Raw genomic sequence first — 24,508 nt, 5'->3', positions numbered from 1 at the left:
TGAACCGCCGTATACGGAACCGTACGTACGGTGGTGTGAGAGGACGGCGGGAGTGATCCCGCCTCCTACTCGATTGCAGTGAAAATGCTGCCGCAGCTGACTCCTCGACCAAGGCCGCATTCTGCTGGGTCGTGGTATCTATTTGTCCGACAGCGATATTAATTTGATGAATACCATCACTCTGCTCACGACTCGCCTGTGAAATTTCGCTGATGACCTCGTTCACATCACGTACATAACCAGTGAGTCCGTCGATGGTTTCTTCGGCAGTATTTACCAGTAACATCCCTTCCTGTACTTTCCTCACTGAGTCATCAATTAAATCTTTTATTTCACGGGCTGCCGTGGCGCTGGACTGGGCCAGGGAGCGCACTTCTCCTGCGACGACGGCAAATCCGCGACCTTGTTCCCCTGCCCGTGCCGCTTCTACCGCAGCATTGAGTGCCAGAATATTGGTCTGGAATGAAATACCATCAATCACATTGATTATCTCTGCCATACGCAGAGAAGAATCACGGATCCCGCGCATTTTATCCGTAACGGAAGCCATGACTTGGCCACTTTTCTGCGCTGCGCCAGCCGCTTGATGAGCAATATTCGCCGCCTGAGTGGTATTTTCCGCCGTGTTTTTAATCGTGGCAGTCAGCTGTTCCATCGAAGAGGCCGTTTCTTCCAGTGAACTGGCCTGTTCTTCAGTACGTGACGATAAATCCTGATTTCCAGCAGCAATTTGCGTTGCCGCTATTGAAATGGTATCAGCACCATCACGAACCTGACCGACCAGTGCACTGAGGCTGCTATTCATATGATCCAGCGAGGTCAGTAATAATCCCGTTTCATCGGTGCTGGTACTGCTGATCTCAGAGGTCAAGTCTCCCTGTGCAACATTGTCTGCAACTTGTAAAGCACGCTGAATAGGGCGAGTCACACTGCGGGTAAGAAAATAAGCGATAACAACACTGATAGTAATCGCTAGCGCAAGAACTATCAGTAAAATCATACGGGCATTATTATATTCAACCGCCATCGCCTCTATTGAGGCATCCATAGCATCTCCCTGATAGTACGCCATATCCTTCACTGCCTTGATATACTGAACCTGAATTTTACTCAGGTTATTACTGAATTCTTCCGCTGCTTCATAACGATTTCCAGCCTGCATTGCGCTCAGCAGTTTATCCGCTGATGCTAAAAACTGCGCACGATATTGGTTAATCGTATCGGTATATTTACGTGAGTTTTCGTTGGTAATGCCACTTTCAATTTTTGCAAGCAGTGTAGAAATTTCCTGACGATGCGCCATAATATCGTTCAGATATCCTTGTCGCTGCGTCTGCTCACTCGACAGTAGTAACTGTGAGTAGCCGATAAAATGCTCATTCACCAGGTCGATAAGATTGTTAGACTCCTTGGTTGCAGGATAGATTTCTAACACGATGCCTCTGGCGTTATCCTGAAAGGCTGATAGCTTGGAAAGTGAAAAAAAACTCACTACAAACAACATGATGATAAGGACAGAAAATCCTGCCCCCAGTCTAAACCCAATACGTAAATTTGCTAAAAACATACCTTCCCTTACTTAATGCACAAGACCAAGCCATAAAATTATATTTTCATACGCCGATGGAGCTTACTCGTTACATAAAAAAAACATATTTGCATTTAGCCTTAATAAAGGAATGTAAATAAGAACCAGTGTTCTATTTTCATTTTTAGAGGCTACTTTGACATTATCATTATCTTATTAACGGAAACTCTAACGAAAGGATGAACGTTTTTTCATTAAAAAACTGTAAAAAGTAAAAATAATGACTAACTATCTTCATAAGTACATTAACTGACACAATAATCTGCCGTAAGATAAATTTTTATTTCAAAGAGAGAAATAAAAAAACCTTATTATTTTCGGGCAGTTTATTAAAAGGGTATTAAGATAGAGGTTTTGGTTGTTGAATAAAAATTCATAATTCAGATGACTGCAGCAGAATATTCCTTTTGGTATTTATATTATTTTTAGACTACTGACGGCTAATATTATTAATAATAACTAACGCATCAAATTTTTCTTGCCAGGTGATATATTTTTTGTCAACCAGAAAAATAGCGATCGGCTTGTTTTTTCAGGTAATTTCCTTTTTCGGTAACAAAGAGGGATTTATAAATATGAATGACATCACCTACTCTGTGAATGCCTTTTAATCTTAGTTCTGGAGACCTGAGAAATGATAATGCCACTTATTGTATAGCGCTGTAACCTTATGACTGTCAGGATACCGCTTCATTTAGAGGCGGCATCCTGACTATGGCTTAAAAACCTAGAATTAGTCTTGCAGCCACTCGGTGTGGAACACACCTTCTTTATCGGTACGCTTATAAGTATGCGCCCCGAAGTAGTCACGCTGCGCCTGGATCAGGTTGGCAGGCAGCACCGCGGCACGGTAGCTGTCATAGTAAGTGATAGCTGCTGCAAAGGTCGGTACCGGGATACCGTTTTGAACGGCATAAGCCACAACATCACGCAGCGCTTGCTGGTATTCATCAGCAATGTTCTTAAAGTACGGCGCCAGCAGCAGGTTAGCAATTGCCGGGTTCTGCGCATAAGCATCGGTAATTTTCTGCAGGAACTGGGCACGAATGATGCAACCTTCACGGAAAATCTTCGCGATCTCACCGTAGTTCAGATCCCAGTTGTGCTCTTCTGAAGCTGCACGCAGCTGAGAGAAGCCCTGAGCGTAAGAAACGATTTTACCTAAGTAAAGGGCGCGACGTACTTTCTCGCTGAATTCCGCTTTTTCACCTTCAACAGCCTTAACCTGTGGACCGGTCAGTACTTTAGAGGCTGCAACGCGTTGTTCTTTTAACGATGAGATATAACGGGCAAAAACTGACTCGGTGATCAGAGACAGAGGCTCACCTAAGTCCAGTGAACTCTGGCTGGTCCATTTGCCGGTACCTTTGTTCGCCGCTTCATCCAGAATCACATCAACCAGGTATTTACCTTCTTCATCTTTTTTGGTGAAGATATCTTTGGTGATGTCGATCAGGTAGCTGCTCAGCTCGCCCTGGTTCCATTCAGTAAAGGTCGTTGCCAGCTCTTCATTAGACAGACCCAGACCGTGCTTCAGCAGGGAATAAGCTTCAGCGATCAGCTGCATATCACCATATTCGATACCGTTATGTACCATCTTCACATAGTGACCCGCACCGTCCGGACCGATATAGGTCACGCAAGGTTCACCGTCTTCGGCAACAGCGGCGATTTTGGTCAGGATAGGCGCAACCAGCTCGTAAGCATGTTTCTGGCCACCCGGCATGATAGAAGGCCCTTTTAATGCGCCCTCTTCACCACCGGATACACCGGTACCAATAAAGTTAAAGCCTTCAGCAGACAGTTCACGGTTACGACGAATGGTGTCCTGGAAGAAGGTGTTCCCGCCATCAATAATGATGTCGCCTTTCTCAAGGAAAGGTTTCAGGGAATCAATCGCACTGTCAGTACCTGCGCCCGCTTTCACCATCAGCAGGATACGGCGTGGGGTTTCCAGAGACTCAACAAACTCTTTAACCGTATAGTAAGGAACCAGTTTTTTACCCGGGTTCTCGGCAACGACTTCTTCGGTCTTGTCGCTGGAACGGTTAAAAATAGACACAGTATAACCGCGGCTTTCGATATTCAGCGCCAGATTGCGCCCCATTACAGCCATTCCGACAACGCCGATTTGTTGCTTGGACATTCTTTACTCCTGTCTGGTAATCACAGCAAATTGATTAAAAAAATGAAACACAGCATATGACTAAAACACCGTCACCTTCTCCCTTTCATGTACAACGCCATCCCAACGTGGTGACAAATCTCGTACTGACCAAAAAATTTCGACAAAATATGACAGCTATTATCAGCAGTTTCAATTGCCAAGGATACATACACAGGATGGAGAGAAAAATAGTGATAAGCGGTTTTAATCCTCTCAGCGCTATCATTATAAATGTTAATATCCTGTAACACGCGTACTTTTTAATACCTTTGGACTGACTAAAAACCTTAAAGTTACCGGTAACATCTCGCCTTTAGCATAATAATACTGACGACTGGCGCAATATTATAAGCATACAATTGTGATTTGTATCACGAATAGCATACGCAAGTATAAAATTCAAATGACCGAGGAATTTACCTGGAGTGCTAAATACGCGATTTACCATCAGATAACATCTCCGGCACGACTTCCAGCCAACCTAAAACCCGGTTTGTCGGATGACAATGCCGCGTGAAGCCTCCTGCCCCCGGAAAAAGAGAGGCTGACAGACAGGAGTTCTATGGACAGGCTGCTATGAGCGAACAGCAAAAGTGTTATTAGACTTATGCCCACGCCTTGTTCTGAATAACTACTCTATATCCGTCGAAGTCAACAAATGTCCTTCCGTTCACATCCCAGTAAGGATTGAATGACTTTGTCATTCTGAAATCAGCATCGATCATTCTTTTACAGGCATGCATCCATTCATTTTCATCCGGGTAATAAAGAACGAGTAAATCCTCCTCAGTATGCAAAGGTTGAACGGGATGGTTATGGCAAAAAGTGAATTCTATGTGCCAACTTAAGTCTTCCCGCCCTAACATTATTCCATTGAAACCGTCATGATCGTTGAATTCAGCAATTTTGTGCAGCCCCAGTCCCTGACTGTACATCCGAAAAGACCTTTCAAGATTGATGACGGGTTTGGCGATACGCATATGAGTAAACATCTGGGGTTCTCCTGGAGAGGATGCTGCTTGAAGGTTGGCACCCTGTTTGAGTTTACACGTTATCATGTTTTCAATTTGTCGCTGGGAGCCTACGAAGTATCTCACCTTGTTAACGTCCGTTCTTGGCACCGAGCAGACGTAGGCGGTGTGCTGAAGGTCCGCTACGAGCGAGAAGCGGACATTATGGCTTCATCACTTTCTGCAAAATTTAAACATAAAATTCATCAGATAAGCCTCTCCAGCGACGACTTAAAAGCATCAAGAAAGACAGTAACACGGCATGGCAAGTAGCGCTTTGTCGGAAACAACGCCCATATTGCCAGCATGTGGGATTTCGCATCACTAAGTGTTATTTCAACAAGTTCTCCAGTTGCAAGTTCAGAGTGAATATCTGCTTTAGTTAATTGTGCCAGGCCCGCACCAGCCTTACACATACTTCGGACGCCTTCTACATTGTTACAAATGAACCGTGGCTCAAATAGATGACTGAGTAGATTTCCATCTTTCACAAATGTCCACTGTGACACCATTGCCGTTTTCAGACACTGATGATTGGTCAGTTCTGCCAAAGTGGTGGGGATCCCGTACTGGGAAAGATAAGCAGGTGAGGCACAGAGAACCCGGGGATTACTGCTGAGTTTGTGGGCAATCAGGTTTGAATCCCTGAGCGGGGCGACCCTGATGGCCACATCGTATCCCTGGCCCACTATATCCACCACGTTATCACTGAGGTTGAGATCGACTTTCATCTTCGGATTCCGTTCCATGAGTTCCGGCAGCAGAGGAAGTATGTATCGTCGGCCGATGCCGGAGGGCGCAGTGACCTTCAAGAGGCCTGATGCACCGACGGTGTCATCGCTGAACATAATTCGCACACCCTGCTCTGCTTCCAGCATGGTTCTGGCATAGGGAAGAAATTCTTCGCCCTCACTGGTCAGCGAGACCGCGCGGGTCGTACGCTGAAACAGACGCGCACCTAAATCCTTTTCTAACTGAGCGAGATGTCGCGACACGCTCATCGCGCTCATGCCAAGTCTGCGTGCGGTTTGAGAAAGATTGCAGGTTTCAGCAAGGATGGTGAACAGTTCGACATCTCGTAGATTCATTATATCTATTTCCGTTATACAGCGATGCATGATTTACCAGTATAACGTTCATGGCACCGGCATTATAATTATTTTCATTATAATCGCTACTAAGGAGTTACCATGCACCACGCATCTTTATATGAAGTCAAATCCATTAACCGTATCCTGTTCCGCAATCGCATTATGGTTGCCCCTATGACGCGTATCTCTGCGTCTGAAACCGGCGTACCGGGTAAAAAAATGCAGGATTATTACTCCCGTTTTGCCCGGGGAGGTTTTGGCGCCATCATCACCGAAGGGATCTACATTGACCAGACGTGGTCACAGACCTATGCGTTTCAGCCAGGCATCGTGAATGAAGAACAGCTCTCCGGCTGGAAAGATATTGTTGCAAAAACGCATCAGAACGGTGCACGAGTTATAGCCCAGCTCATTCATGCCGGCGCATTGTCTCAGAAAAATATCTACCGTCCGGGCTCTACCGGTCCTTCCGCCGTAAAACCTAAAGGGCAGCAGCTTGAGTTCTACTATGGTTCCGGAGAATACCACACACCCCAAGCACTCAGTGAAGAGCAGATCCGCGACATCATCTCCAGTTTTGCTGACAGCGCGGAGCGTGCCGTCAGTGATGCAGAATTCGACGGGGTTGAGATCCATGCGGCGAACGGATACCTGCTTGACCAGTTCCTGACTGATTATACCAACCAGCGTACTGATGGATGGGGTGGTTCCCTGGAAAACCGGCTGGCCATTACGCTGGAAGTTATCCGTACCGTACGCAGCAAAATTGGCACAGATAAGATGCTGGGTGTCAGGATTTCGCAGGGAAAAGTAAACGATTTTCATCATAAATGGAAAGAAGGAGAGGCAGGCGCCAGGACAATATTTAGTCTGCTCGCCGATGCCGGCGTGGACTATATCCATGTGACCGAATACAAATCCTGGCTTCCTGCATTCGAGGACAGCGATAAGAGCCTTGTTGAACTTGCCCGAGAAGCCGCTCCGGAGACTGTCATCATTGCTAACGGCGGGCTGGATGACGGTGAAACGGCAGAAAAGCTTCTGAGTATGGGGGCGGACTTTGTTTCCATTGGCAAGGCTGCACTTGCCAATCCTGACTGGCCACTAAAAGTCAAAGTCGGTCTGTCACTCCACGATCTGCCTGGCGATATTCTCTCGCCGGTTGCGGACATTAAGGAAAAAGAGCGTTTTTAATTGTTATCACCAGCGGTACTGAAAACAGGGAGTTAATATGACTGACAAGTCGAAAAAAACCATCAGGATTTTATTTCCACAGTGGCAGGGTGGCAACCAGGAGCTCTACGGACTTGGTGCCCGGTTGCTGCACTGGCTCTCTCCGGAGACGCGCTCCCCTCTGCATACTATAAGCGTGCCGGAATTTAGCCCGGACACGCCTGAGCCAGAAGAGGGTCTGCTTTATCGCAGGCAATTACTCAGCCAGCATGATGAGGCCTGGGCTGTGCTGGAAAAAGAAGAGCCGGATCATATCGTGGTGTTTGGCGGAGACTGCCTTGTAGACCTGGCTCCCTTTGCCTGGATGAACGACAGGCACAATGGCGAAATGGGCGTACTCTGGATCGATTCACACCCTGATGTGAAGACTCCGCGCGATTTTACCAACGGCCATACTATGGTACTGGGTAATCTTTTAGGCGGCGGCGATCCGGAATTTGCGTCAAAAGTAAAAACCCCGGTAGCCCCCTCACGCGTCATGTATGCAGGCCTGATTGAAGAAGGGCTGACGGAGCAGGAAGCGGCCGTTATCAGCGATCTAGGTCTGCAGGTCGCCCGACCGGAAGAGCTTTATGAGGACAGTGACAGGATCACTCGCTGGATAAAAGAACAGAACATCCGAAAACTGGCAGTGCATCTGGACCTAGACGTCCTCAATCCGGACGTCTTCCGTTCACTGTTGTTCGCGGAGCCTGAACCTGAGTTTGACTGGCAGGCGGTGTATCCGGTAGGAAAACTGAATCTTGCTCAGACGCTCAGGATCATCCGTGATGTCTCTGCTGAAGCAGAAATTGTGATCATAGGTATTACCGAACATCTGCCGTGGGATGCCTGGAATCTTAAAGAGTTTCTTAAAAAGCTTCCTATTATGAACGAGTAAATGCCAGAACTTATGTAGTCTGCACGTTCACCTATAGAATGTGCGGACTGCTTATATAAGATATTTGAAGTACTTCAACTCTCACATTCCCATCGTCCGCTTCTGGCACACAGAGGACTTCATTTACATAAGTGATGTGTCAGACTGCCCAGCCACAAAAGTTGTTACATGGCCTAACTATTAGGCCTCCGTCTGGGGAACGGAAAACATCATAGAAAACCGCCCCGGTTAATATTGTTCAAAAATATCATTAACCTAATTGTGACCCAGTGATTGCAGGCCATGCCCGTAGTCGCGGATTGACAGTGGTAACCAATACTCTTAAGGCGTCTGAGCGCATTCCTGCCATCAGGGTAGAGGACTGGTGCTGATAAGCCTGTCGCTGAGTACAATATTCCCTCAACAATCCCCCTTCTCAGAAGTGTTAACCGGCGACTATCTGGTCTGGCTTTTACCCGGTGTTAGCAGTATCCTATGCCAATAGCATTGTAATACTATTAACATCTATACCCGTCATACCTCAAGTTACCTGGGTGTTGCATGCCTGAGGCTCGCCTACAAGCAACTCGAATTATTTTGGGTATATAAGGGTGTCGATTTCATCTGACGCCCGTAAAGTATATGGTCTATCCGAGACGGACCTTATCCGGCCCGCCATGTCATTTCCTGTCACTGATTTGGCTACTATTTGTCATGACTACACCCAAAATTAATACTGTCCGCCTGTTTAGCGCGCTGCGTGCCGCTTGCTGGCAGGAACGCTATTCACGCCAACGTTTACTCAAAGATACGATTGCGGGTATCACCGTCGGTATTATTGCTATTCCACTGGCTATGGCATTGGCAATAGCCAGTGGCGTGCCTCCCCAGTATGGTATGTATACCGCGGCGATCGCCGGTCTGGTGATCGCCATTAGCGGTGGATCCCGCTATAGCGTTTCTGGTCCGACAGCGGCATTTGTCGTTATCTTATATCCAGTCTCACAGCAGTTTGGCTTGTCGGGTCTGCTCGTCGCGACGCTTCTCTCGGGGATCATGCTGGTGATTATGGGACTGGCAAAAGTGGGACGGCTGATTGAATATATTCCCCTGCCCGTCACCCTGGGTTTTACCTCGGGAATCGGTATCACGATTGCTACCATGCAAATCAAGGACTTTTTCGGGCTGCAACTATCGCATATGCCTGAAACCTACATCAGCAAAGTCCAGGCTCTGGCTACCGCTCTGCCGACCCTGCATCTGGCGGATACCCTGACAGGTGGCGTTACGCTGTTTATTCTTATCTACTGGCCTAAACTGAGACTACGGATCCCAGGTCATCTACCCGCATTAGTCGCAGGAACGGCCGTGATGGGGTTACTTAGCCTGTTCGGACATGACGTCGCAACCATCGGTTCCAGTTTTACCTATCAACTGGCCGATGGTACCCAGGGCCAAGGCATTCCCCCTATTCTTCCCCACTTGATGTTCCCTTGGGATTTACCCGCGGCTAATGGTCAACCTATGGAACTGACATGGCAGACTGTTTCCGCCCTGTTGCCAGCCGCATTTTCAATGGCCGTCCTGGGGGCCATTGAATCCTTACTCTGCGCCGTCGTACTTGATGGTATGACTCGAACCAAACATAGCGCCAACGGTGAACTGCTGGGTCAGGGAGTGGGGAATATCATCGCGCCTTTCTTTGGCGGAATAACGGCCACAGCCGCCATTGCCCGCTCTGCTGCCAATGTGCGTGCCGGAGCAACATCCCCGATAGCTGCTGTGATCCATGCTTTATTAGTGCTTCTGGCATTGCTGGCTTTGGCGTCCTGGCTATCGTACCTGCCTCTGGCGGCAATGGCTGCCCTGCTACTGATTGTTGCCTGGAATATGAGCGAGGCGCATAAGGTCGTCTACCTGCTACGAAGGGCACCTAAAGATGACATCCTGGTGATGTTGTTCTGTATGAGCCTGACAGTCTTATTCGATATGGTGATTGCAATCACCGTCGGGATTTTACTCGCCTCACTGCTGTTTATGCGGCGAATAGCAAGAATGACACGTCTGACTCCGCTGACAGCAACCGATGATATTCAGGTGCTGCGCGTAAACGGGCCGTTATTTTTTGCCGCGGCCGAACGTATTTTTGATGAGTTGCTGGTACATGCTCAAGACTATCAGACGGTCGTTTTACAGTGGGATGCGGTACCGGTACTGGATGCCGGTGGTCTGAATGCTCTGCAGCGCTTTATTGAAGTGCTACCGGAAGGAAAACATTTGGTTATCACCGATATTCCTTTCCAGCCTCTTAAAACCCTGGCACGGGCACAAATACAACCGATTGAAGGACGGCTGTCATTCTATTCGACGCTGCCAGAAGCGCTTCAGGAGTTAGAGATACAACAGTGACAAAGACCACGGCGTCGCTATCAGGCGCCGTGGTCTCTATAAACTAAGGTTTTTCAGCCTTAGAGTCTGTCGTCCCGGTCTGAGTGGCATATTCAACGCCGTGTTTTTGCAGATACTCGCGAATAAGCTGACGAATCACTTGGGACGGCGTTAGATCTTGCCGCTCACAGAGCGTCTCCAGCGCCTTCTTCTTATCAGGATCAATCAGTATCGTCAGTCTGGCTGTTTTCTTTTCCACAGTGTTATCGTCCCTATTTATGATAATCTGATTATAATATCATGTCTGCCAGACGACACCCACTCATACATAAAAAACTCTCTGCTTACTCATACACCATTGATTGAAAAGTTTACAGACTGCAGTGATAAAGCCTCCCACACTGATTTATGCTTATTTTTCCGCCAGCACCGTCGTCGCACGGCTGAAGGCATCAATCGCCAAAGCAATATCAGCTTCCATGACCGACTCCGCAGGATGATGACTGATCCCCCCTTTACAGCGCACAAACAGCATGCCCACCGGCCAGCATTTGTTGATGGCTATCGCATCATGCCCTGCACCACTGGGTAGCGTCAGAGACTGGCCTTGTACCTCAGAGACGGCGTCGGTTAAGACCCCCTGCAATTCTGGCGAGCAGGCCGTGGCCGGAATACGGTAGAACTCTTGTGCATCAAACTGCAAGTGACGCGCACGGGCAATCTCCTGAGCACCCTCAAGCAAAGCATTCAGTAATGCTTCTAAGGGCGGGTCTTGCGGGCCGCGAATATCCAGTGTCAGTACCACTTCACCGGGGATAACATTCACCGCAGCCGGCTCACAACGTAAAGTGCCCACGGTAGCCACCAGATTGTCCCTCTGCTGGCGGGTCATCGACTCAATCAACACCATCCACTGCGCAGCCGCTGCCAGCGCATCACGACGATGATGCATGGGTACCGTTCCTGCGTGACCCGCTTCACCGGTAAAGCGACAGTTAAGCCGCCGGGCACCATTAATCGCTTCAACGACGCCCAAAGCCAGCCCCGCCTGCTCAAGACACGGGCCTTGTTCAATATGCAACTCCAGGTAAGCGGCAATCGCTTCCTGCGGGCGTTTTGCCAGATGCACTTTTAGAGGGTCCAGCCCGATATTAACCATCGCCTGTGCGACACTCACGCCCTGGGCATCGACCTGTTCCAGCCAGCTTTCAGGCCAGCTTCCTGTCAAACCTCGACTCCCTAGCAGCGTAATACCGAAACGGGTTCCTTCTTCATCACAGAAACCAACGATTTCAATCGCTTTTGCCAGCCGACGCCCTTGGTTGTGCAGCGACTGAACCACTTCAATCGCCGTCAGGACGCCCAGCATACCGTCATAGCGACCGGCATTACGGACCGTGTCCAGATGAGATCCCAGTAAAATAGCCGCCGCACCTTCTTGCTCTGCTTCATAGCGACCGCAAATATTGCCGACGCTATCCTGCCAGACTTGCATTCCAGCCTGTACCATCCATTGCGCGACCTGCTGATTGGCTTGCAAATGTTCGGCCGAGAGATAGACCCGGGTCAGAAAGAGCGGCGTTTCGCTGATTAACGCCAGTTCATCGGCGCGAGCCATAACCCGTGCCGCAGCCTCCTCCCACAGGCTCTGTTTTTCTGTGGGCCGACTCATACCGGACTCTCAGCGAGATAGTGATCCCACGCGGCCTGCATCGCACTGCCCTGGACTGTGGAGAATTTCAGATAATTCAGTACGGATTCCAGCGCACTCAGCGTGGTCAGGACACAATCTTTACGGGCGTTATACCCCATCGTGCCGATACGCCACACCTTACCGTGCAGCGGGCCAAAAGAGGTACCGATCTCAATGCCAAAATCTTCCAGCATCAGTTTACGCACTTGGTCGCCATTCACCTCTTTGGGAATAATGACCCCCAGGACATTGTTCATTTTATGTTTCAGATTGCCAAAGGTATCCAGCCCCATCGCCTGGATACCTTTTAGCAATGCATCGCCGTGGAGTTTATGTCGGGCAATACCGTTATCGAGACCTTCTTGCAGAATCAGTCTGGCACACTCCCGGGCGGCAAACAGGGCTGAGGTGGCTTCAGTATGATGGTTCAGTCGCTCCGGGCCCCAGTAATCCATCACCATGCCAAGATCGAAATAGTTGGAGTAAACCATTTCGTCAGCGCCATCGATATGCGCTTCCGTGCGGATCCCCTGCTCCACGCATTTACGCGCACGGATCGCGTCTTCCATACGCGCACTGAGCGTGACAGGTGCACTACCAGAAGGGCCCCCCAGACATTTTTGCATTCCTGCCGAGACGGCATCCAGCCCCCATGCGTCAGTTTCCAGAGCATTCCCCCCCAGTGAGGCGGTAGCATCAGTATAAAAAAGTACGTTATGGCGGCGACAAATATCTCCCAGTTCTGCCAGCGGCTGTAGCATTGTGGTTGAGGTATCTCCCTGCACTGTCAGCAACAAACGGGGCTTAACACGCTTGACCGCTTCTTCAATCTGCTCCGGCGTAAAAACTTCGCCCCAGGGCACTTCAATGGTATGCACTTCTGCCCGACAACGGCGAGCAATCTCACATAACAGGTGACCAAAGCGACCAAAAACCGGGACCAGCACTTTATCACCAGGGCGGATAGCGGAGAGTAAAATGGCTTCAATACCCGCGCGAGAAGTTCCGTCTACCAGCATCGTCCAGCGATTTTCAGTACGAAACACCCCGCGGTAAAGCATCATCACTTCATTCATATAGTGGGTCATCGCCGGATCATACTGACCAATCAACTGACTGGACATAGCACGCAGTACACGAGGATCGGCATTAATCGGTCCAGGCCCCATTAGCAGACGTGGTGGTGGATTGATTTGTGAAAATTGAGCTATATCCATTTTGGTCCCTTTAATCAGTTCAAGCCGCGAACGGACGAGATAAATTGTTTTAGTTCAGTCGTCTGTGGACTAACAAACAGGGTTTTACTGTCTCCCTGCTCCCAGACTTTCCCCTGATGCATAAACACCACTCTGTCTCCCACCTCGCGGGCAAAATTCATTTCATGCGTCACAAGGATCAGTGTCATCCCCTCTGCTGCCAGCTGTTCCAGTACTTTAAGAACTTCACCTACCAGCTCAGGATCCAGCGCTGAGGTGATTTCATCGCAGAGCAAAACCTTTGGCGACATTGCCAGCGCCCGGGCAATCGCCACACGCTGTTGCTGACCACCAGACAGGCTGGAAGGATAGTAATCCAGGCGATTACCCAGCCCGACTTTCTCCAGCATATGCCGGGCAAGCTCACGACATTCCGCGGCACTTTTATTCAGTACCCGGCGTGGGGCCAGCATGACGTTTTCCAGCGCAGTCATATGCGGAAACAAATTAAAGTTCTGAAATACCATGCCGACTGAACGACTGATTTCACGCGCCTGGGACTCTTTGTCAGTAATGGTCATGCCGCCCAGTTTTATGCTGCCATCCTGGTAGCTTTCCAGCCCGTTGATACAACGCAGTAAGGTACTTTTCCCTGAACCACTGCGGCCGATAATCGAAATCACCTCGCCCATATCAATATCGAGATCGATACCTTTCAGTACGTGGTTATCCCCGTAGTACTTTTGCATCTGATTAATGGTGATGAGAGGCATTAAATTTATTCTCCAGATAACGGCTGTAGCGGGACAGCGGATAACACAGCAGGAAGTACCCCAGCGCGACCAGCGCAAAGACTTTAAAGGGTTGATAAGTGACGTTGGTCAGCATGGTTCCGGCTTTCGTCAGTTCGACAAAACCGATTATCGAGGCCAGCGCAGTACCTTTGATAACTTGCACCGCAAAACCCACGGTCGGGGCAATAGCGATACGTAGCGCCTGGGGCGTTATAACGCGGCACAGGGTCTGGGTAAAACTGAGTCCAAGGCAGCGCGAAGCCTCCCACTGTCCTTTCGGTAATGCACGAATGCTGCCAAACCAGATATCGAGTAAAAAAGCGCTGGTATAGAGTGTCAGGGCAATGGAGGCCGCCGCCCAGGCCGAGATATCAATACCCAATAATGCGATACCAAAAAAGGCCAGAAACAACTGCATCAGCAGCGGTGTTCCCTGAAATAGCTCAATATAACCCCGGATAACAGAGTTAATGCCCCGGCCGCCGGTAAGGCGTAATAGCAGCAACGGGAGTGTCACCAGCCCTCCACCAATAAATGCTACCAGCGACAGTAAGACCGTCCAGCGTGCCGCCAGCAATAAATTACGCACAATGTCCCATTCGGTAAAAGTTGACATCATACCGGTACCCTCAACCATTTACGCCCAGCGGCCATCAGCAGCTGGCGCATGATTATTGAAAGCACTAAGTAGATCCCGGTGACCACCAGATAGACCTCAAAGCTCAAAAATGTTCTGGACTGGATCAAGTTGGCAGCAAAGGTCAGCTCTTCATAGGACACCTGCGATACCACTGCTGAACCCAGCATAACGATAATGCACTGACTCACGAGAGCGGGATAAATCCGCTGAAGTGACGGGGGCAAAATCACGCGAATAAAGGTTTGCAGACGACTTAATCCCAGAACGCGTCCGGCTTCCCACTGTCCTTTCGGCGAGACCCGAATCCCGGCACGGATTATCTCGGTGCTGTAGGCCCCAAGGTTAATAATCATCGCCAGCAGTGCGGCTTCTCCTGCGGTCATCTTTAAGCCAAGATTCGGCAGACCGAAGACAATAAAGAACAGCTGAACCACAAAGGGTGTATTACGGATCAACTCCACATAGCCGCCCCATATGCGGCTGAACCAGCCCGGACGTCCGCTACGAATTGCCGCACCGAAAATACCGATAGTCAAGCCACCAAGTGTCGTCAGTACCGCCAGTTGAATCGTGACCAGCATGCCCGCCAGCAACTCTGGCCAGTGCTGCCAGAGTTCAGAGAAATGAAGTTGATCTGTCATATGCTGACCTTAAGCTGCAAAATCGGCAGGTAATGGCGCCTTCAGCCACTCTCGAGATAATTTTTCCAGCGTGCCGTCTTTGATCCCCTGCTCAATCAACGCATCGATTTTCGCTTTGAGTGCAGGTTCATTCTTTCTCAGGCCGATAACACAGGGAGAATCTTTCAACATAAAGCTCGGTACCGGCGCTTTTGCCGGATTCTGCCGGGCAATGGCAGCCACCACCAGGTTACCAGTCGCCACATACTGCACCTGACCAGAAAGATAAGCGGATAAGGTCGTATTGTTATCTTCATAACGTTTAATTTGCGCTTCTTTTGGCGCGATCTCGGTCAGGACCATATCTTCCACCGCACCACGGGTCACTCCAACCGTTTTTCCACCAAGGCCTGCGACCTCTTTTAACTCACTCTCTTTCGGGCCAAATACGCCAAGGAAAAACGGCGCATAAGGACGACTAAAATCAATCACCTTTTCGCGTTCCGGATTTTTGCCCAGACTGGAGATAACCAAGTCCACTTTATCGGTTTGTAAGTAAGGAACCCGGTTAGCGCTGGTCACCGGAACCAGCTGCAGTTTCACTTTCAGTTGTTTAGCAAGGTAGTGCGCCATATCAATATCATAGCCCTGAGGCTGGAGGTCGGTTCCCACCGATCCAAACGGAGGAAAATCCTGTGGGACTGCAATACGAATGGTCCCGCGTTTTTCGATATCCTGGAGCTGATCGGCTCCGGCAGTAGAGATTTGTGTTAACAGGCAAACGGCTCCTGCCAGGGCGATTAAGATTTTTTTCATGGTATTTTCCTGTGACATTAGTATGAAACAAAAGATTCTTAAAACAAACTTCTGCAACTAATGTGCCAACCATAAAAAACAGAACGTCTGTGACTTGATAAACGATAAAAGAGTGAGTAAACAGCAACCGGAAGGAGAAAGTGAGAAAACGCAGATCGTTTTCTCACGGTTTTCTTGCACTAAAACAAGGCAAAGCACCAGCTTGAGTCCCCATTATCGTTGCTCAAGCTCATCCATTTGCTGATAAAGTGCGGCAATATCTTGAATACGCGGACGGCCTTTCTCCAGGGTTTCATGCAAAAAAGCATTTGCCAGCAGATTGATCAAACTGTTGACCGCGGCATAACTGTCATAGGCGGACACACTGTCCAGTGGTGCACAAAGCCGCCAGCGCGCCAGGGGAAACAAACTGTAGGCCTGGGGCTCACACATCAAGAGCACCGGGATCTCTCTTTGTTGTAACTGCTGCAAAAGCGCCCGAATAATACGTGGGCGGCGGCGAAAGGCGATAACCACGACAAAATCCTCAGGGGTTAAATCAACCAGCTCTTCACTTAAACTTTGTCCCGGCTGGGGTAAAACCAGTACCTGTCCACGCGACTGGAGCAGCTGTTGACGTAGATGCAGCGCCACAGGCCAAGAGTTACGCATCCCGATAACGATAATGCGCCTTGCACGCACCATACCATTAAGACTACCGGCAAATTGCCCGGCATCGAGTGCGCTCACCCACTGGGTCAGATTCGCCATTTCTTGTTTATAATGCCGCGCCAGTAAGGTATTCCCTTGCACTGCATCACGATTATCAGTCAGCGGCATACCGCTCTGACGCAAGGTGCGCAGTTCATCGCGCATATCTTTATACTTATCATAACCGAGTCGTTTAAACAGGCGGCTTACCGTGGCTTTTGATACCCCGCTCAGCTTCGCCAGTTCTGCACTGTTATAACTGATCAAGTCGTCAAAGTGGTCAAAGATAAAATCTGCCACGCGCTGTTCCTGGGGCGACAACGTCGCATACTGCCCCTTCAGCCGTTCATCAAGTTGTTCCATAAATCCCCTGCAACTTTTGTTTCATCAAATTATACCTGCAAACTACATCACAATACGTGCCAATTATTTGTTCTGAAACTTTACGCTCAACCTGGAACAGCTTTTGCAACTCTACCCAAAATAGTTCGAGTGACTTGTCGGAGCGAAGTGATGAACAGCGATGAGCATAGATAAACCATGTGATTCGGTTCGCCTCACGCAACATCCAGGCAACTTGAAGTATGACAGGTATGTAACCGCAAAACGGGTAAGGATAATTCATGCAGAGTAATGTATCGGTACACGGGATGGCAGTTGCCCCTCACCATCTGGCAAGCCAAAGTGCGCTTGCGGTGTTGCGTGAAGGTGGAAGCGCTATCGAAGCTATGGTCGCTGCGGCGGCAACTATTGCGGTGGTTTATCCGCATATGAACGGTCTGGGTGGCGACGGTTTCTGGCTTATCGTTCCGCCTGCAGGTAACCCCATTGCGATAGATGCTTCGGGGGCTGCCGGTTCACTGGCGACACTTGAAGCTTATCGTGGGCTGACAGAGATCCCACACCGTGGCGCTCAAGCCGCACTAACGGTTGCCGGGACGGTCAGCGGCTGGCATGAGGCGCTTAAAGTCTCCCATACGCTAACCGGCCAGTCACTGCCACTGGCGCGCCTGCTGGGCGATGCGGTGCGTTATGCCACAGACGGCATCCCTGTGACACCGTCACAAGAGAGTGCAACCTTCGGTAAACTGGAGGAGCTACACTCTCTGCCAGGTTTTGCAGAGACGTTTCTGATTAATGATAAGCCTCCGTCAGCCGGAAGTCTGTTTCGTCAGCCCGCCCTTGCCTCAACGCTAACATGTCTTATTGAAGACGGTCTCGATAGTTTCTATCGCGGCCCCCTGGCACAACGTCTGGCTGAGGGTATGGAAAAATATGGGCTTCCCATCACGCTTGATGACCTGAATCAGCACCAGGCTCGCCGCCCGGAACCCTTAAAACTGCAGCATCAACAAGGGGAACTGTGGAATCTTGCGCCGCCCACTCAGGGACTAGTATCTCTGGCTATCCTCGGTATCACGGATAATCTGGCCATGGCCGACGCCGATGATGCACAAACGGTACACCGTATTGTTGAAGCAACCAAACTTGCCTTTGCCCTGCGGGATGCCCATATCACTGACCCGTTGCACCTTGATGTTGATATTCAGAGTCTGTTGACACCCGAGGTACTGCAACAGATGGCTGATAACATTGATGACCAGCAGGCTGCCTCCTGGGGTAAAGGCAAAGGACCTGGTGATACTGTCTGGATGGGGGTAATGGACAGTAGCGGACTGGCGGTTTCGTTTATCCAGAGTCTGTATCACGAATTTGGCAGCGGTATCGTACTGCCAGACACAGGTATTGTCTGGCAAAACCGTGGCGCATCATTCAGCCTCGACCCTGACCATCTGCTTGTGCTCGCTCCGGGTAAACAGCCTTTCCATACGTTAAATCCTGCGGCTGCCCGCCTGAATGATGGCCGGGTAATGGTCTATGGTTCGATGGGAGGCGACGGCCAGCCGCAAACTCAGGCTGCCATCTTTACCCGTTATGTCCTGCAAGGTGTTCCACTCCAGGAAAGTATTGCCCGGCCACGCTGGTTACTTGGTCGCACCTGGGGACAAACGTCTGACTCACTGAAACTGGAAGGTCGTTTTACGCCACAAAGTATCAACCGTTTGCAAGAGCTGGGACATGAAGTTGAAGTTCTGGCTGATTTTAGTGAAATCATGGGCCACGCCGGAGCGATTGTCCGCCACCCTAACGGCCTGTTTGAGGGGGCATCGGATCCCCGTAGTAACGGCACTGCCGCCGGATATTAGGAGTCTGTCATGAAACATACTGAAACTGACTGGAACGCCTGGCTTGCGCAAATGGAGCGGGTTCTTGCCCTGGAGCTGGATGACACCCGTCGTAGTGAACTGCGGCTTCAGTTCCATCGTATTGCGAGCATGGCCGAACCGCTGATGGCTTACCCGCTGGACAATCGAGTCGAAATAGCGGGAGTGTATAAGGCATGAAGTTCAATCAGATGACGATTGCGGACATTCAGGGGGCGCTCGCCGGGGGTGAACTGAGTGCCAGAGAAATCGCTCGTGCCACCCTCGATGGTATAGCCCGCGTTAATCCGCAAATCAATGCCTGGACGCATATCACGGAAAAGAGAATGTTTGCCGAAGCCGACCAGATTGATACATTGATCCGCACCGGACAACCTCTGCCTGCACTGGCGGGCATCCCCTATGCCGTCAAAAATCTGTTTGATGTTGCCGGTGAAACCACGCTCGCGGGGGCGAAACTGTTCAGTGACTCAGCGCAAGCACGTCAGGATAGCTGGGCGATACGTCAGATTCAGGCCGCGGGTGGAATGTTGTCTGGCATGTTGAATATGGATGCTTACGCTTATGGTTTCACTACAGAAAACAGCCACTATGGCGCTACGCGTAATCCCCATGATTTGCAACGTATTGCTGGCGGTTCATCTGGGGGGTCGGCCGCAGCAGTCGCTGCTGGTCTGGTTCATTTTTCCTTGGGCAGTGACACTAATGGCTCGATTCGTGTTCCGGCCTCGCTGTGTGGGATCTTCGGACTGAAACCGACCTTTGGCCGTCTGTCCCGCGCCGGCAGCCAGCCGTTTGTCGCCAGTCTTGATCATATTGGCCCCTTTGCCCGTAATGTCAGTGATTTAGCGCTGGTATACGATACGTTACAGGGTCACGATAGCGATGATGGTTTTCAGGCATCCAGGGCGGTTGAACCAGGCTATGCCCAGCTCAACCGCGGGCTGGGCTCCCTGCGCTGTGGTGTGCTGGGGGGCTACTTTTCTCAGTGGTGTGATGACGATGCCAGAGAGGCAGTCGCTCGGGTCGCCCGGGAGCTCAACGCCCGGGAGGAGTTCCTTCTTCCAGAAGCAGAGCTGGCACGTTCTGCCGCATTTATTATCAGTGCTTCTGAAGGCGGTAATCAGTACCTGCCGGCATTGCGTCGTGAACCGGAACGTTTTGAACCTCATTCCCGGGAACGCCTGCTCGCGGGGGCGATGATCCCTTCGGTCTGGTATCTACAAGCCCAGCGTTTTCGTCGTCATGCACAACAGTTAGCCGCTGACCTGTTCCGCCATGTTGATGTGCTGATAGCCCCGGCAACGCCATGCAGTGCAACGGTTATCGGTCAGCAGAATATGGAAATTAACGGACAGTCATTGCCAATACGCGCCAGTATGGGGATGCTTACTCAGCCCATTTCTTTCCTCGGATTGCCGGTTGTCACCGTCCCCCTTCGCACTGCCACTGGCAGCCCGATTGGCGTACAGCTGATAGCCTCCCCGTTCAATGAACAAGCCTGTCTGCGCGTCGCCCGGGTACTGGAAACTATGAATTGCACAGATGCTCACTGTGCGGAGATAACTCTATGATGACGCAGGATAATATTAATCGGCCTGAGGTACTGGCTGAGGTCAGGACCGCTTTTTATCGCTATGAACAGGCGCTGGTCAGCAATGATATCGCAGTACTGGATGAGCTGTTCTGGCATGATAAACGCACGGTACGTCTCGGCGCCGGAGAAAATCTCTACGGTATTGATGAAATTCGTGCCTTCCGAGCCGCACGGCCATCTGCCGGGCTACAACGTACGTTACGCCAGACAGTCATCACGACGTTTGGTGAAGATTATGCAGTGTGTAGCACTGAATTTACTCGTGAAGGCAGTGTCAGCACAGGTCGGCAGCAACAAACATGGGTCCGTTTTCCAACAGGCTGGCGTATTGTTGCCGCTCAAGTCAGTTTAATGAGTTAATTCTGGTCGTGTATACCCAAAATAATTCGAGTTGCTTGTAGGCGCCCAGTTCAGCCCGTCGATGAGCACAGGTAAACTCTGTGATTCGGCGGGCTGGACGCAGGCAACACCCAAGAAACTTAAAGTATGACGGGTATATACCCGGTGAAGCTCTCTTAGCCGGGCTACAGACTGGACGGACGGAATGGATGCTCCTTTCGCCAGTGGTCGGCAATCTGCTGGCGGGTACAGACCCATACCTGTTGATGCTGTTGAATATAATCGAGAAAGCGCTGCAAAGATCGAAAACGTCCCGGACGTCCTAATAGCCGGCAGTGCATACCCACTGACATCATTTTCGGCGTGTGCTCCCCTTCCGCGTACAGTACGTCAAAGCTGTCTTTCAGATAAGTATAAAATTGCTCGGCGGTATTGAATCCCTGAGCTGTCGCAAAACGCATATCATTGGTATCAAGGGTATAGGGAACTATCAGATGTGGTTTACGAGAGCCATCCCGGCATTGCACTTCGGTCCAGAAGGGCAAATCATCCCCATAATAGTCGCTGTCGTAATCAAAGCCGCCATGTTCGGCAACCAGCTGGCGGGTATTCGGGCTGTCACGGCCGGTATACCAGCCGGTTGGAGATTTACCAAACAAATCAGTCAAGACATGCACTGCTTTTTGTAAATGTTCACGCTCTTGGGCGATATCCATGTGCTGATAATGGATCCATCGCCAGCCATGGCTGACCACGTCGTAATTCGCTTCTTTAATAGCCGCAACAATATCAGGATGACGGGCCAGGGCCATACCCACACCAAACACCGTCAATGGCAGGCCGCGCTCACGAAATGCCTGGTGAATACGCCAGAATCCGGCACGACTACCATATTCATATAATGAGTCCATCGACATATGTCTCGCCTCATAGCTCGCCGCCCCGATAATATCAGAGAGAAACTGCTCTGAACCGGCATCACCGTGCAGAATATGGTTCTCTGCCCCTTCCTCATAATTCAGCACAAACTGCACCGCAATCCGTGCCTGACCTGGCCAGCGAGCATGGGGTGGCTGACCGGCATATCCTCGTAGATCGCGCGGGTAATTCTGTTCTGTCAGCATGGACGGTATCTCTCCATTTAGTCGGAATTGAATGCCTGAAATTTACCGCTTAACATTTTCGGCTCAGGGAAGGCGAGATCGCCCCGTTTACTGGTCGTCAGGCCTAATGCGACCAAGGACTCCACCATTTTTACGGCTGAACTCACGCCGTCGATTACCGGTACCCGCAACTCACGGGTGAGTTCCTCGGCGAGCGTCGCCATACCACCGCAGCCCAGCACAATCGCCCCGCAGCCATCCTCTTTTAAGGCCTGAATACAGCGTGCACGTACCTTTTCTTGTGCCTGGCCGCTGCCGTCTTCAAGCGAAAGCACGGGTAGGTCAATAGCATGCAGCCCCGCGCAGTGGTTCTGGAAACCGTACTGGTGTACCAGATGGCGAGCGATAATCAGCGTACGTGGGAGTGTGGTGACGACAGAAAAACGTGTCGCGACCAAGGTCGCCATATGCATTGCTGCTTCGGCAATACCGATAACCGGCCCCTGTGCCAGTTCACGTGCGGCCAGTAACCCCGGATCGCCAAAACAGGCGATAATGTGTCCGCAAACGCCCTGCTCTCGCCCTGCTTTTATCTGTTCTAACACCCCGATAGTGGCAATGGCCTCATCAAAATGTCCTTCAATGGATGGCACGCCATCATTCGGGCAAACCGCGAGGATCTGCGTTCCAGCTGCCGCCGCGTTCCGTGCCGCACGGGCAATAGTTTCGGTCATCCCGGGGCTGGTATTGGGATTAATCACTTGTATACAGATCTCTGTCATTACAACTCCTTAAACTTGCAAATAATCTGCCGAAATCAGGCCCGTTCCCGTCGCAGATTTGTGTGCCTTTAGTCGTGAACCGGATTGGGGCATTAACACAACCATTGCACAGCTATTTGCACAACCATAAAGCGCTACCGTTCCTCTGGTCTGCCAGTTATTATCCTGGTACCGATCCAGTGCCTGAAAGCCCGCTATCTGGTGAGTCACTATCCTGATGGCCTGCCCGTTAAATACTTTTCATCAGTAAAGCAGGTTTCATGCCAACCAGATAAAATATCGGACGGATATGCTATGGAGGGAATTGATGGAAGGAAGAGGTCCAGAAATCATGCCAGAAGGGGGATATGTGATGGCTGAAATGTGAGTCAACGCTCTTGTCAGATATTTAAGAATTGACGTATAAAAGAACAGGGTATTTTGACCACTGGAAAACACAATGCTGGAGATACTGCAACATACACCTGTATGGGTTTATTTCACTTTCCTGGCATTAATTTATTTAGGCGTACGGGGATGTTTTACCCGCGAGATCAATTTACGGCAGGTGCTGATTTTTCCTGTGGTATTTATTTTTTTATCTATCATTACTTTTTATTATTATCCTCAGCCATTAATGACGATACCAGTATGGGCAGTTGCAGCAATAGCAGGTGCATTCACCTCTCGTTGTTTATTGGATAACCAATTGATTAAACTCGGTAAAAAAGCTAATACTTTGATAATCCCGGGCAGTGTCGTTACGTTATTGTTACTTCTGTCTTATTTTTCCCTGCGTTATTATCTTGGTTATCAGGCTGCGGTTCGCGGCGGTATACAAGCCCTCTCCACGCCGCAACTGATCTTATTTTTCATTTCATCAGGTTTTATCTCGGGCTTTTTTATTGCCCGTAGCTGGTTACTAAGAAAATATTATAAATCATTGCGTCGACCCCTGGCCTGACGCTTTTACCTACTGCTATATGCGACAGCTAAGGAGAATGTCGCCATTTCATCCTACAGGCGGAAGCAAGAAATTATCATCTTCCGCCAAAAACGGTGGCGCACTGTTTCACAGCAATATTCGGGGAAGAGCAAGTTAGTGACACCTCATATCGCCGGGGCTGGATCTGCATTTGCTGTGCAAGATCTGGGCTCTGTTAATAAAGGTGTCACTCATGGTTATTCTTCTGAGGTCTGTATATCGAACTCCATCACCACACCCTCTTCTTCATCCCAGCCAAGTAACAGGGAGGACGGGATTTTTCTGGCCGCCATATGGGTCAGCAGCTGCTGGCTGAGTACCGGCAGGATCTGCTGGTTCAGCAGACTGTCGACGTTACGCGCGCCGGTGTCCGGTAACAAACAGGCATTTGTCAGCGCCTGGTATAACGGCTCTCCGATATGCGTGCTCAGGCCGTAGTGGCGGTCAAGGCGCTGGCTGACCTGGCCGAGTTTCATCTCGACAATCATGCGCATCGCGCGCTCGCTCAGCGGACGATAAATCACGGCCTGAAAGCGCGCCAGCAGTGCGGGCTGGAAGTGGTCGCGCAGAACCGGGCGCAGCCATTCCTGAAGATCCGCTTCGGTGCTGTCTGGCTGTTCATCCAGCTGCTGCATAATCAGGTCGCTGCCGAGGTTGGACGTCATCAAAATAACGGTATTACGAAAATCGATTTCGCGCCCTTCGCCGTCGCG

The 24,508-nt window shown here is 50.2% G+C and carries 23 protein-coding genes and 1 pseudogene; 9 read left to right on the top strand and 15 right to left on the bottom strand.

Annotation, left to right across the window (positions count from 1 at the left end; all coding sequences use genetic code 11):
- The 4 genes from Q1A40_RS22170 to Q1A40_RS22155 form a co-directional block, all read right to left on the bottom strand.
- Window positions 1–1,567: methyl-accepting chemotaxis protein (locus tag Q1A40_RS22170; RefSeq protein WP_300005769.1), on the bottom strand; the 1,567-nt coding region annotated here is incomplete at its 3' end.
- A 754-nt stretch (window positions 1,568–2,321) separates the two neighbouring features.
- Window positions 2,322–3,734 carry an NADP-dependent phosphogluconate dehydrogenase gene (gndA, locus tag Q1A40_RS22165; protein ID WP_300005766.1) on the bottom strand — a complete coding sequence of 471 codons (1,413 nt, stop codon included), beginning with the start codon at window positions 3,732–3,734 and terminating at the stop codon, window positions 2,322–2,324.
- A 626-nt stretch (window positions 3,735–4,360) separates the two neighbouring features.
- Window positions 4,361–4,747: a VOC family protein gene (locus tag Q1A40_RS22160; RefSeq protein ID WP_300005763.1), complete on the bottom strand. Its 387-nt coding sequence runs from the start codon at window positions 4,745–4,747 to the stop codon at window positions 4,361–4,363.
- Between the two features lie 224 nt (window positions 4,748–4,971).
- On the bottom strand, window positions 4,972–5,853 hold the full coding sequence (locus Q1A40_RS22155) for a LysR family transcriptional regulator (RefSeq protein WP_300005760.1): 882 nt from the start codon (window positions 5,851–5,853) through the stop codon (window positions 4,972–4,974).
- A 102-nt stretch (window positions 5,854–5,955) separates the two neighbouring features.
- Between Q1A40_RS22155 and Q1A40_RS22150 the strand changes: the two genes are divergently transcribed.
- The 4 genes and pseudogenes from Q1A40_RS22150 to dauA all read left to right on the top strand — a co-directional run bounded on the left by Q1A40_RS22150 (window position 5,956) and on the right by dauA (window position 10,357).
- Window positions 5,956–7,050 (top strand): NADH:flavin oxidoreductase, encoded by a 1,095-nt coding sequence (locus tag Q1A40_RS22150; RefSeq protein WP_300005757.1) that lies wholly within the window; start codon window positions 5,956–5,958, stop codon window positions 7,048–7,050.
- 37 nt (window positions 7,051–7,087) lie between these two features.
- On the top strand, window positions 7,088–7,969 hold the full coding sequence (locus Q1A40_RS22145; protein WP_300005754.1) for an arginase family protein: 882 nt from the start codon (window positions 7,088–7,090) through the stop codon (window positions 7,967–7,969).
- Between the two features lie 263 nt (window positions 7,970–8,232).
- Window positions 8,233–8,340, top strand: a pseudogene (locus Q1A40_RS22140) (VapC toxin family PIN domain ribonuclease); the annotation flags it as partial.
- A 322-nt stretch (window positions 8,341–8,662) separates the two neighbouring features.
- The gene (gene dauA, locus Q1A40_RS22135) at window positions 8,663–10,357 is read left to right on the top strand and encodes a C4-dicarboxylic acid transporter DauA (protein WP_300005752.1); all 1,695 of its coding nucleotides are present in this window, start codon (window positions 8,663–8,665) and stop codon (window positions 10,355–10,357) included.
- Between the two features lie 43 nt (window positions 10,358–10,400).
- Here dauA and Q1A40_RS22130 read toward each other — a convergent pair whose 3' ends face one another.
- From Q1A40_RS22130 to hpxU, 8 genes are all read right to left on the bottom strand, one after another.
- A complete protein-coding gene (locus Q1A40_RS22130; protein WP_300005749.1) occupies window positions 10,401–10,595 on the bottom strand; it encodes a ribbon-helix-helix protein, CopG family in 195 nt (64 codons plus the stop codon).
- Window positions 10,596–10,748: 153 nt separating this feature from the next.
- A complete protein-coding gene (hpxK, locus tag Q1A40_RS22125; protein WP_300005746.1) occupies window positions 10,749–12,008 on the bottom strand; it encodes an allantoate amidohydrolase in 1,260 nt (419 codons plus the stop codon).
- Window positions 12,005–13,246: an alanine--glyoxylate aminotransferase family protein gene (locus tag Q1A40_RS22120; protein WP_300005743.1), complete on the bottom strand. Its 1,242-nt coding sequence runs from the start codon at window positions 13,244–13,246 to the stop codon at window positions 12,005–12,007. Before Q1A40_RS22120 ends, hpxK begins: the two co-directional genes overlap by 4 nt.
- Before the next feature lie 14 nt (window positions 13,247–13,260).
- On the bottom strand, window positions 13,261–13,998 hold the full coding sequence (locus Q1A40_RS22115; RefSeq protein WP_300005741.1) for an amino acid ABC transporter ATP-binding protein: 738 nt from the start codon (window positions 13,996–13,998) through the stop codon (window positions 13,261–13,263).
- Window positions 13,979–14,635 carry an amino acid ABC transporter permease gene (locus Q1A40_RS22110; RefSeq protein ID WP_300005771.1) on the bottom strand — a complete coding sequence of 219 codons (657 nt, stop codon included), beginning with the start codon at window positions 14,633–14,635 and terminating at the stop codon, window positions 13,979–13,981. Before Q1A40_RS22110 ends, Q1A40_RS22115 begins: the two co-directional genes overlap by 20 nt.
- A complete protein-coding gene (locus Q1A40_RS22105; protein WP_300005739.1) occupies window positions 14,635–15,300 on the bottom strand; it encodes an amino acid ABC transporter permease in 666 nt (221 codons plus the stop codon). The genes Q1A40_RS22110 and Q1A40_RS22105 overlap by 1 nt, the downstream gene beginning before the upstream one ends.
- 9 nt (window positions 15,301–15,309) lie before the next feature.
- Window positions 15,310–16,095 carry a transporter substrate-binding domain-containing protein gene (locus tag Q1A40_RS22100; RefSeq protein ID WP_300005737.1) on the bottom strand — a complete coding sequence of 262 codons (786 nt, stop codon included), beginning with the start codon at window positions 16,093–16,095 and terminating at the stop codon, window positions 15,310–15,312.
- Between the two features lie 213 nt (window positions 16,096–16,308).
- A complete protein-coding gene (gene hpxU / locus Q1A40_RS22095; protein WP_300005735.1) occupies window positions 16,309–17,148 on the bottom strand; it encodes a MurR/RpiR family transcriptional regulator HpxU in 840 nt (279 codons plus the stop codon).
- Window positions 17,149–17,408: 260 nt separating this feature from the next.
- Between hpxU and hpxW the strand changes: the two genes are divergently transcribed.
- The 4 genes from hpxW to hpxZ are packed head-to-tail and all read left to right on the top strand — an operon-like array spanning window position 17,409 to window position 20,967.
- On the top strand, window positions 17,409–18,992 hold the full coding sequence (gene hpxW / locus Q1A40_RS22090; RefSeq protein WP_300005733.1) for an oxamate amidohydrolase: 1,584 nt from the start codon (window positions 17,409–17,411) through the stop codon (window positions 18,990–18,992).
- Window positions 18,993–19,001: 9 nt separating this feature from the next.
- Entirely contained in the window at window positions 19,002–19,190 is a 189-nt protein-coding gene (hpxX, locus tag Q1A40_RS22085) for an oxalurate catabolism protein HpxX (RefSeq protein WP_300005730.1), read from the top strand.
- Entirely contained in the window at window positions 19,187–20,584 is a 1,398-nt protein-coding gene (locus Q1A40_RS22080; protein ID WP_300005728.1) for an AtzE family amidohydrolase, read from the top strand. The genes hpxX and Q1A40_RS22080 overlap by 4 nt, the downstream gene beginning before the upstream one ends.
- Window positions 20,581–20,967 carry an oxalurate catabolism protein HpxZ gene (gene hpxZ, locus Q1A40_RS22075; protein WP_300005726.1) on the top strand — a complete coding sequence of 129 codons (387 nt, stop codon included), beginning with the start codon at window positions 20,581–20,583 and terminating at the stop codon, window positions 20,965–20,967. The genes Q1A40_RS22080 and hpxZ overlap by 4 nt, the downstream gene beginning before the upstream one ends.
- A gap of 164 nt (window positions 20,968–21,131) precedes the next feature.
- Here hpxZ and puuE read toward each other — a convergent pair whose 3' ends face one another.
- Both puuE and hpxA read right to left on the bottom strand, forming a co-directional pair.
- Window positions 21,132–22,070, bottom strand: coding sequence for an allantoinase PuuE (puuE, locus tag Q1A40_RS22070; protein ID WP_300005723.1), 939 nt, complete (start codon window positions 22,068–22,070; stop codon window positions 21,132–21,134).
- A 17-nt stretch (window positions 22,071–22,087) separates the two neighbouring features.
- Entirely contained in the window at window positions 22,088–22,831 is a 744-nt protein-coding gene (gene hpxA / locus Q1A40_RS22065; RefSeq protein ID WP_300005720.1) for an allantoin racemase, read from the bottom strand.
- Window positions 22,832–23,270: 439 nt separating this feature from the next.
- On the opposite strand from hpxA, the gene Q1A40_RS22060 reads away from it, so the two are divergent.
- Window positions 23,271–23,774 carry a DUF6622 family protein gene (locus Q1A40_RS22060; RefSeq protein WP_300005717.1) on the top strand — a complete coding sequence of 168 codons (504 nt, stop codon included), beginning with the start codon at window positions 23,271–23,273 and terminating at the stop codon, window positions 23,772–23,774.
- A gap of 218 nt (window positions 23,775–23,992) precedes the next feature.
- On the opposite strand, the gene Q1A40_RS22055 is transcribed toward Q1A40_RS22060, so the two are convergent.
- The coding region (locus tag Q1A40_RS22055; RefSeq protein ID WP_300005714.1) for an AAA family ATPase at window positions 23,993–24,508 on the bottom strand (516 nt) is incomplete at its 5' end.

It is taken from the genome of uncultured Cedecea sp. (assembly GCF_947498825.1).
GTDB lineage: Bacteria > Pseudomonadota > Gammaproteobacteria > Enterobacterales > Enterobacteriaceae > JGM124.
The sequence above is the reverse complement of the archived record's forward strand: the minus strand, read 5'-3'. Positions and strand labels throughout refer to the sequence as shown.

Coding starts and splice junctions, on each gene's coding strand:
- gndA (WP_300005766.1), bottom strand. CDS start 3,734: ATGTCCAAGCAACAAATCGGCGTTGTCGGAATGGCTGTAATGGGGCGC.
- Q1A40_RS22160 (WP_300005763.1), bottom strand. CDS start 4,747: ATGTTTACTCATATGCGTATCGCCAAACCCGTCATCAATCTTGAAAGG.
- Q1A40_RS22155 (WP_300005760.1), bottom strand. CDS start 5,853: ATGAATCTACGAGATGTCGAACTGTTCACCATCCTTGCTGAAACCTGC.
- Q1A40_RS22150 (WP_300005757.1), top strand. CDS start 5,956: ATGCACCACGCATCTTTATATGAAGTCAAATCCATTAACCGTATCCTG.
- Q1A40_RS22145 (WP_300005754.1), top strand. CDS start 7,088: ATGACTGACAAGTCGAAAAAAACCATCAGGATTTTATTTCCACAGTGG.
- dauA (WP_300005752.1), top strand. CDS start 8,663: ATGACTACACCCAAAATTAATACTGTCCGCCTGTTTAGCGCGCTGCGT.
- hpxK (WP_300005746.1), bottom strand. CDS start 12,008: ATGAGTCGGCCCACAGAAAAACAGAGCCTGTGGGAGGAGGCTGCGGCA.
- Q1A40_RS22120 (WP_300005743.1), bottom strand. CDS start 13,246: ATGGATATAGCTCAATTTTCACAAATCAATCCACCACCACGTCTGCTA.
- Q1A40_RS22115 (WP_300005741.1), bottom strand. CDS start 13,998: ATGCCTCTCATCACCATTAATCAGATGCAAAAGTACTACGGGGATAAC.
- Q1A40_RS22110 (WP_300005771.1), bottom strand. CDS start 14,635: ATGTCAACTTTTACCGAATGGGACATTGTGCGTAATTTATTGCTGGCG.
- Q1A40_RS22105 (WP_300005739.1), bottom strand. CDS start 15,300: ATGACAGATCAACTTCATTTCTCTGAACTCTGGCAGCACTGGCCAGAG.
- Q1A40_RS22100 (WP_300005737.1), bottom strand. CDS start 16,095: ATGAAAAAAATCTTAATCGCCCTGGCAGGAGCCGTTTGCCTGTTAACA.
- hpxU (WP_300005735.1), bottom strand. CDS start 17,148: ATGGAACAACTTGATGAACGGCTGAAGGGGCAGTATGCGACGTTGTCG.
- hpxW (WP_300005733.1), top strand. CDS start 17,409: ATGCAGAGTAATGTATCGGTACACGGGATGGCAGTTGCCCCTCACCAT.
- hpxX (WP_300005730.1), top strand. CDS start 19,002: ATGAAACATACTGAAACTGACTGGAACGCCTGGCTTGCGCAAATGGAG.
- Q1A40_RS22080 (WP_300005728.1), top strand. CDS start 19,187: ATGAAGTTCAATCAGATGACGATTGCGGACATTCAGGGGGCGCTCGCC.
- hpxZ (WP_300005726.1), top strand. CDS start 20,581: ATGATGACGCAGGATAATATTAATCGGCCTGAGGTACTGGCTGAGGTC.
- puuE (WP_300005723.1), bottom strand. CDS start 22,070: ATGCTGACAGAACAGAATTACCCGCGCGATCTACGAGGATATGCCGGT.
- hpxA (WP_300005720.1), bottom strand. CDS start 22,831: ATGACAGAGATCTGTATACAAGTGATTAATCCCAATACCAGCCCCGGG.
- Q1A40_RS22060 (WP_300005717.1), top strand. CDS start 23,271: ATGCTGGAGATACTGCAACATACACCTGTATGGGTTTATTTCACTTTC.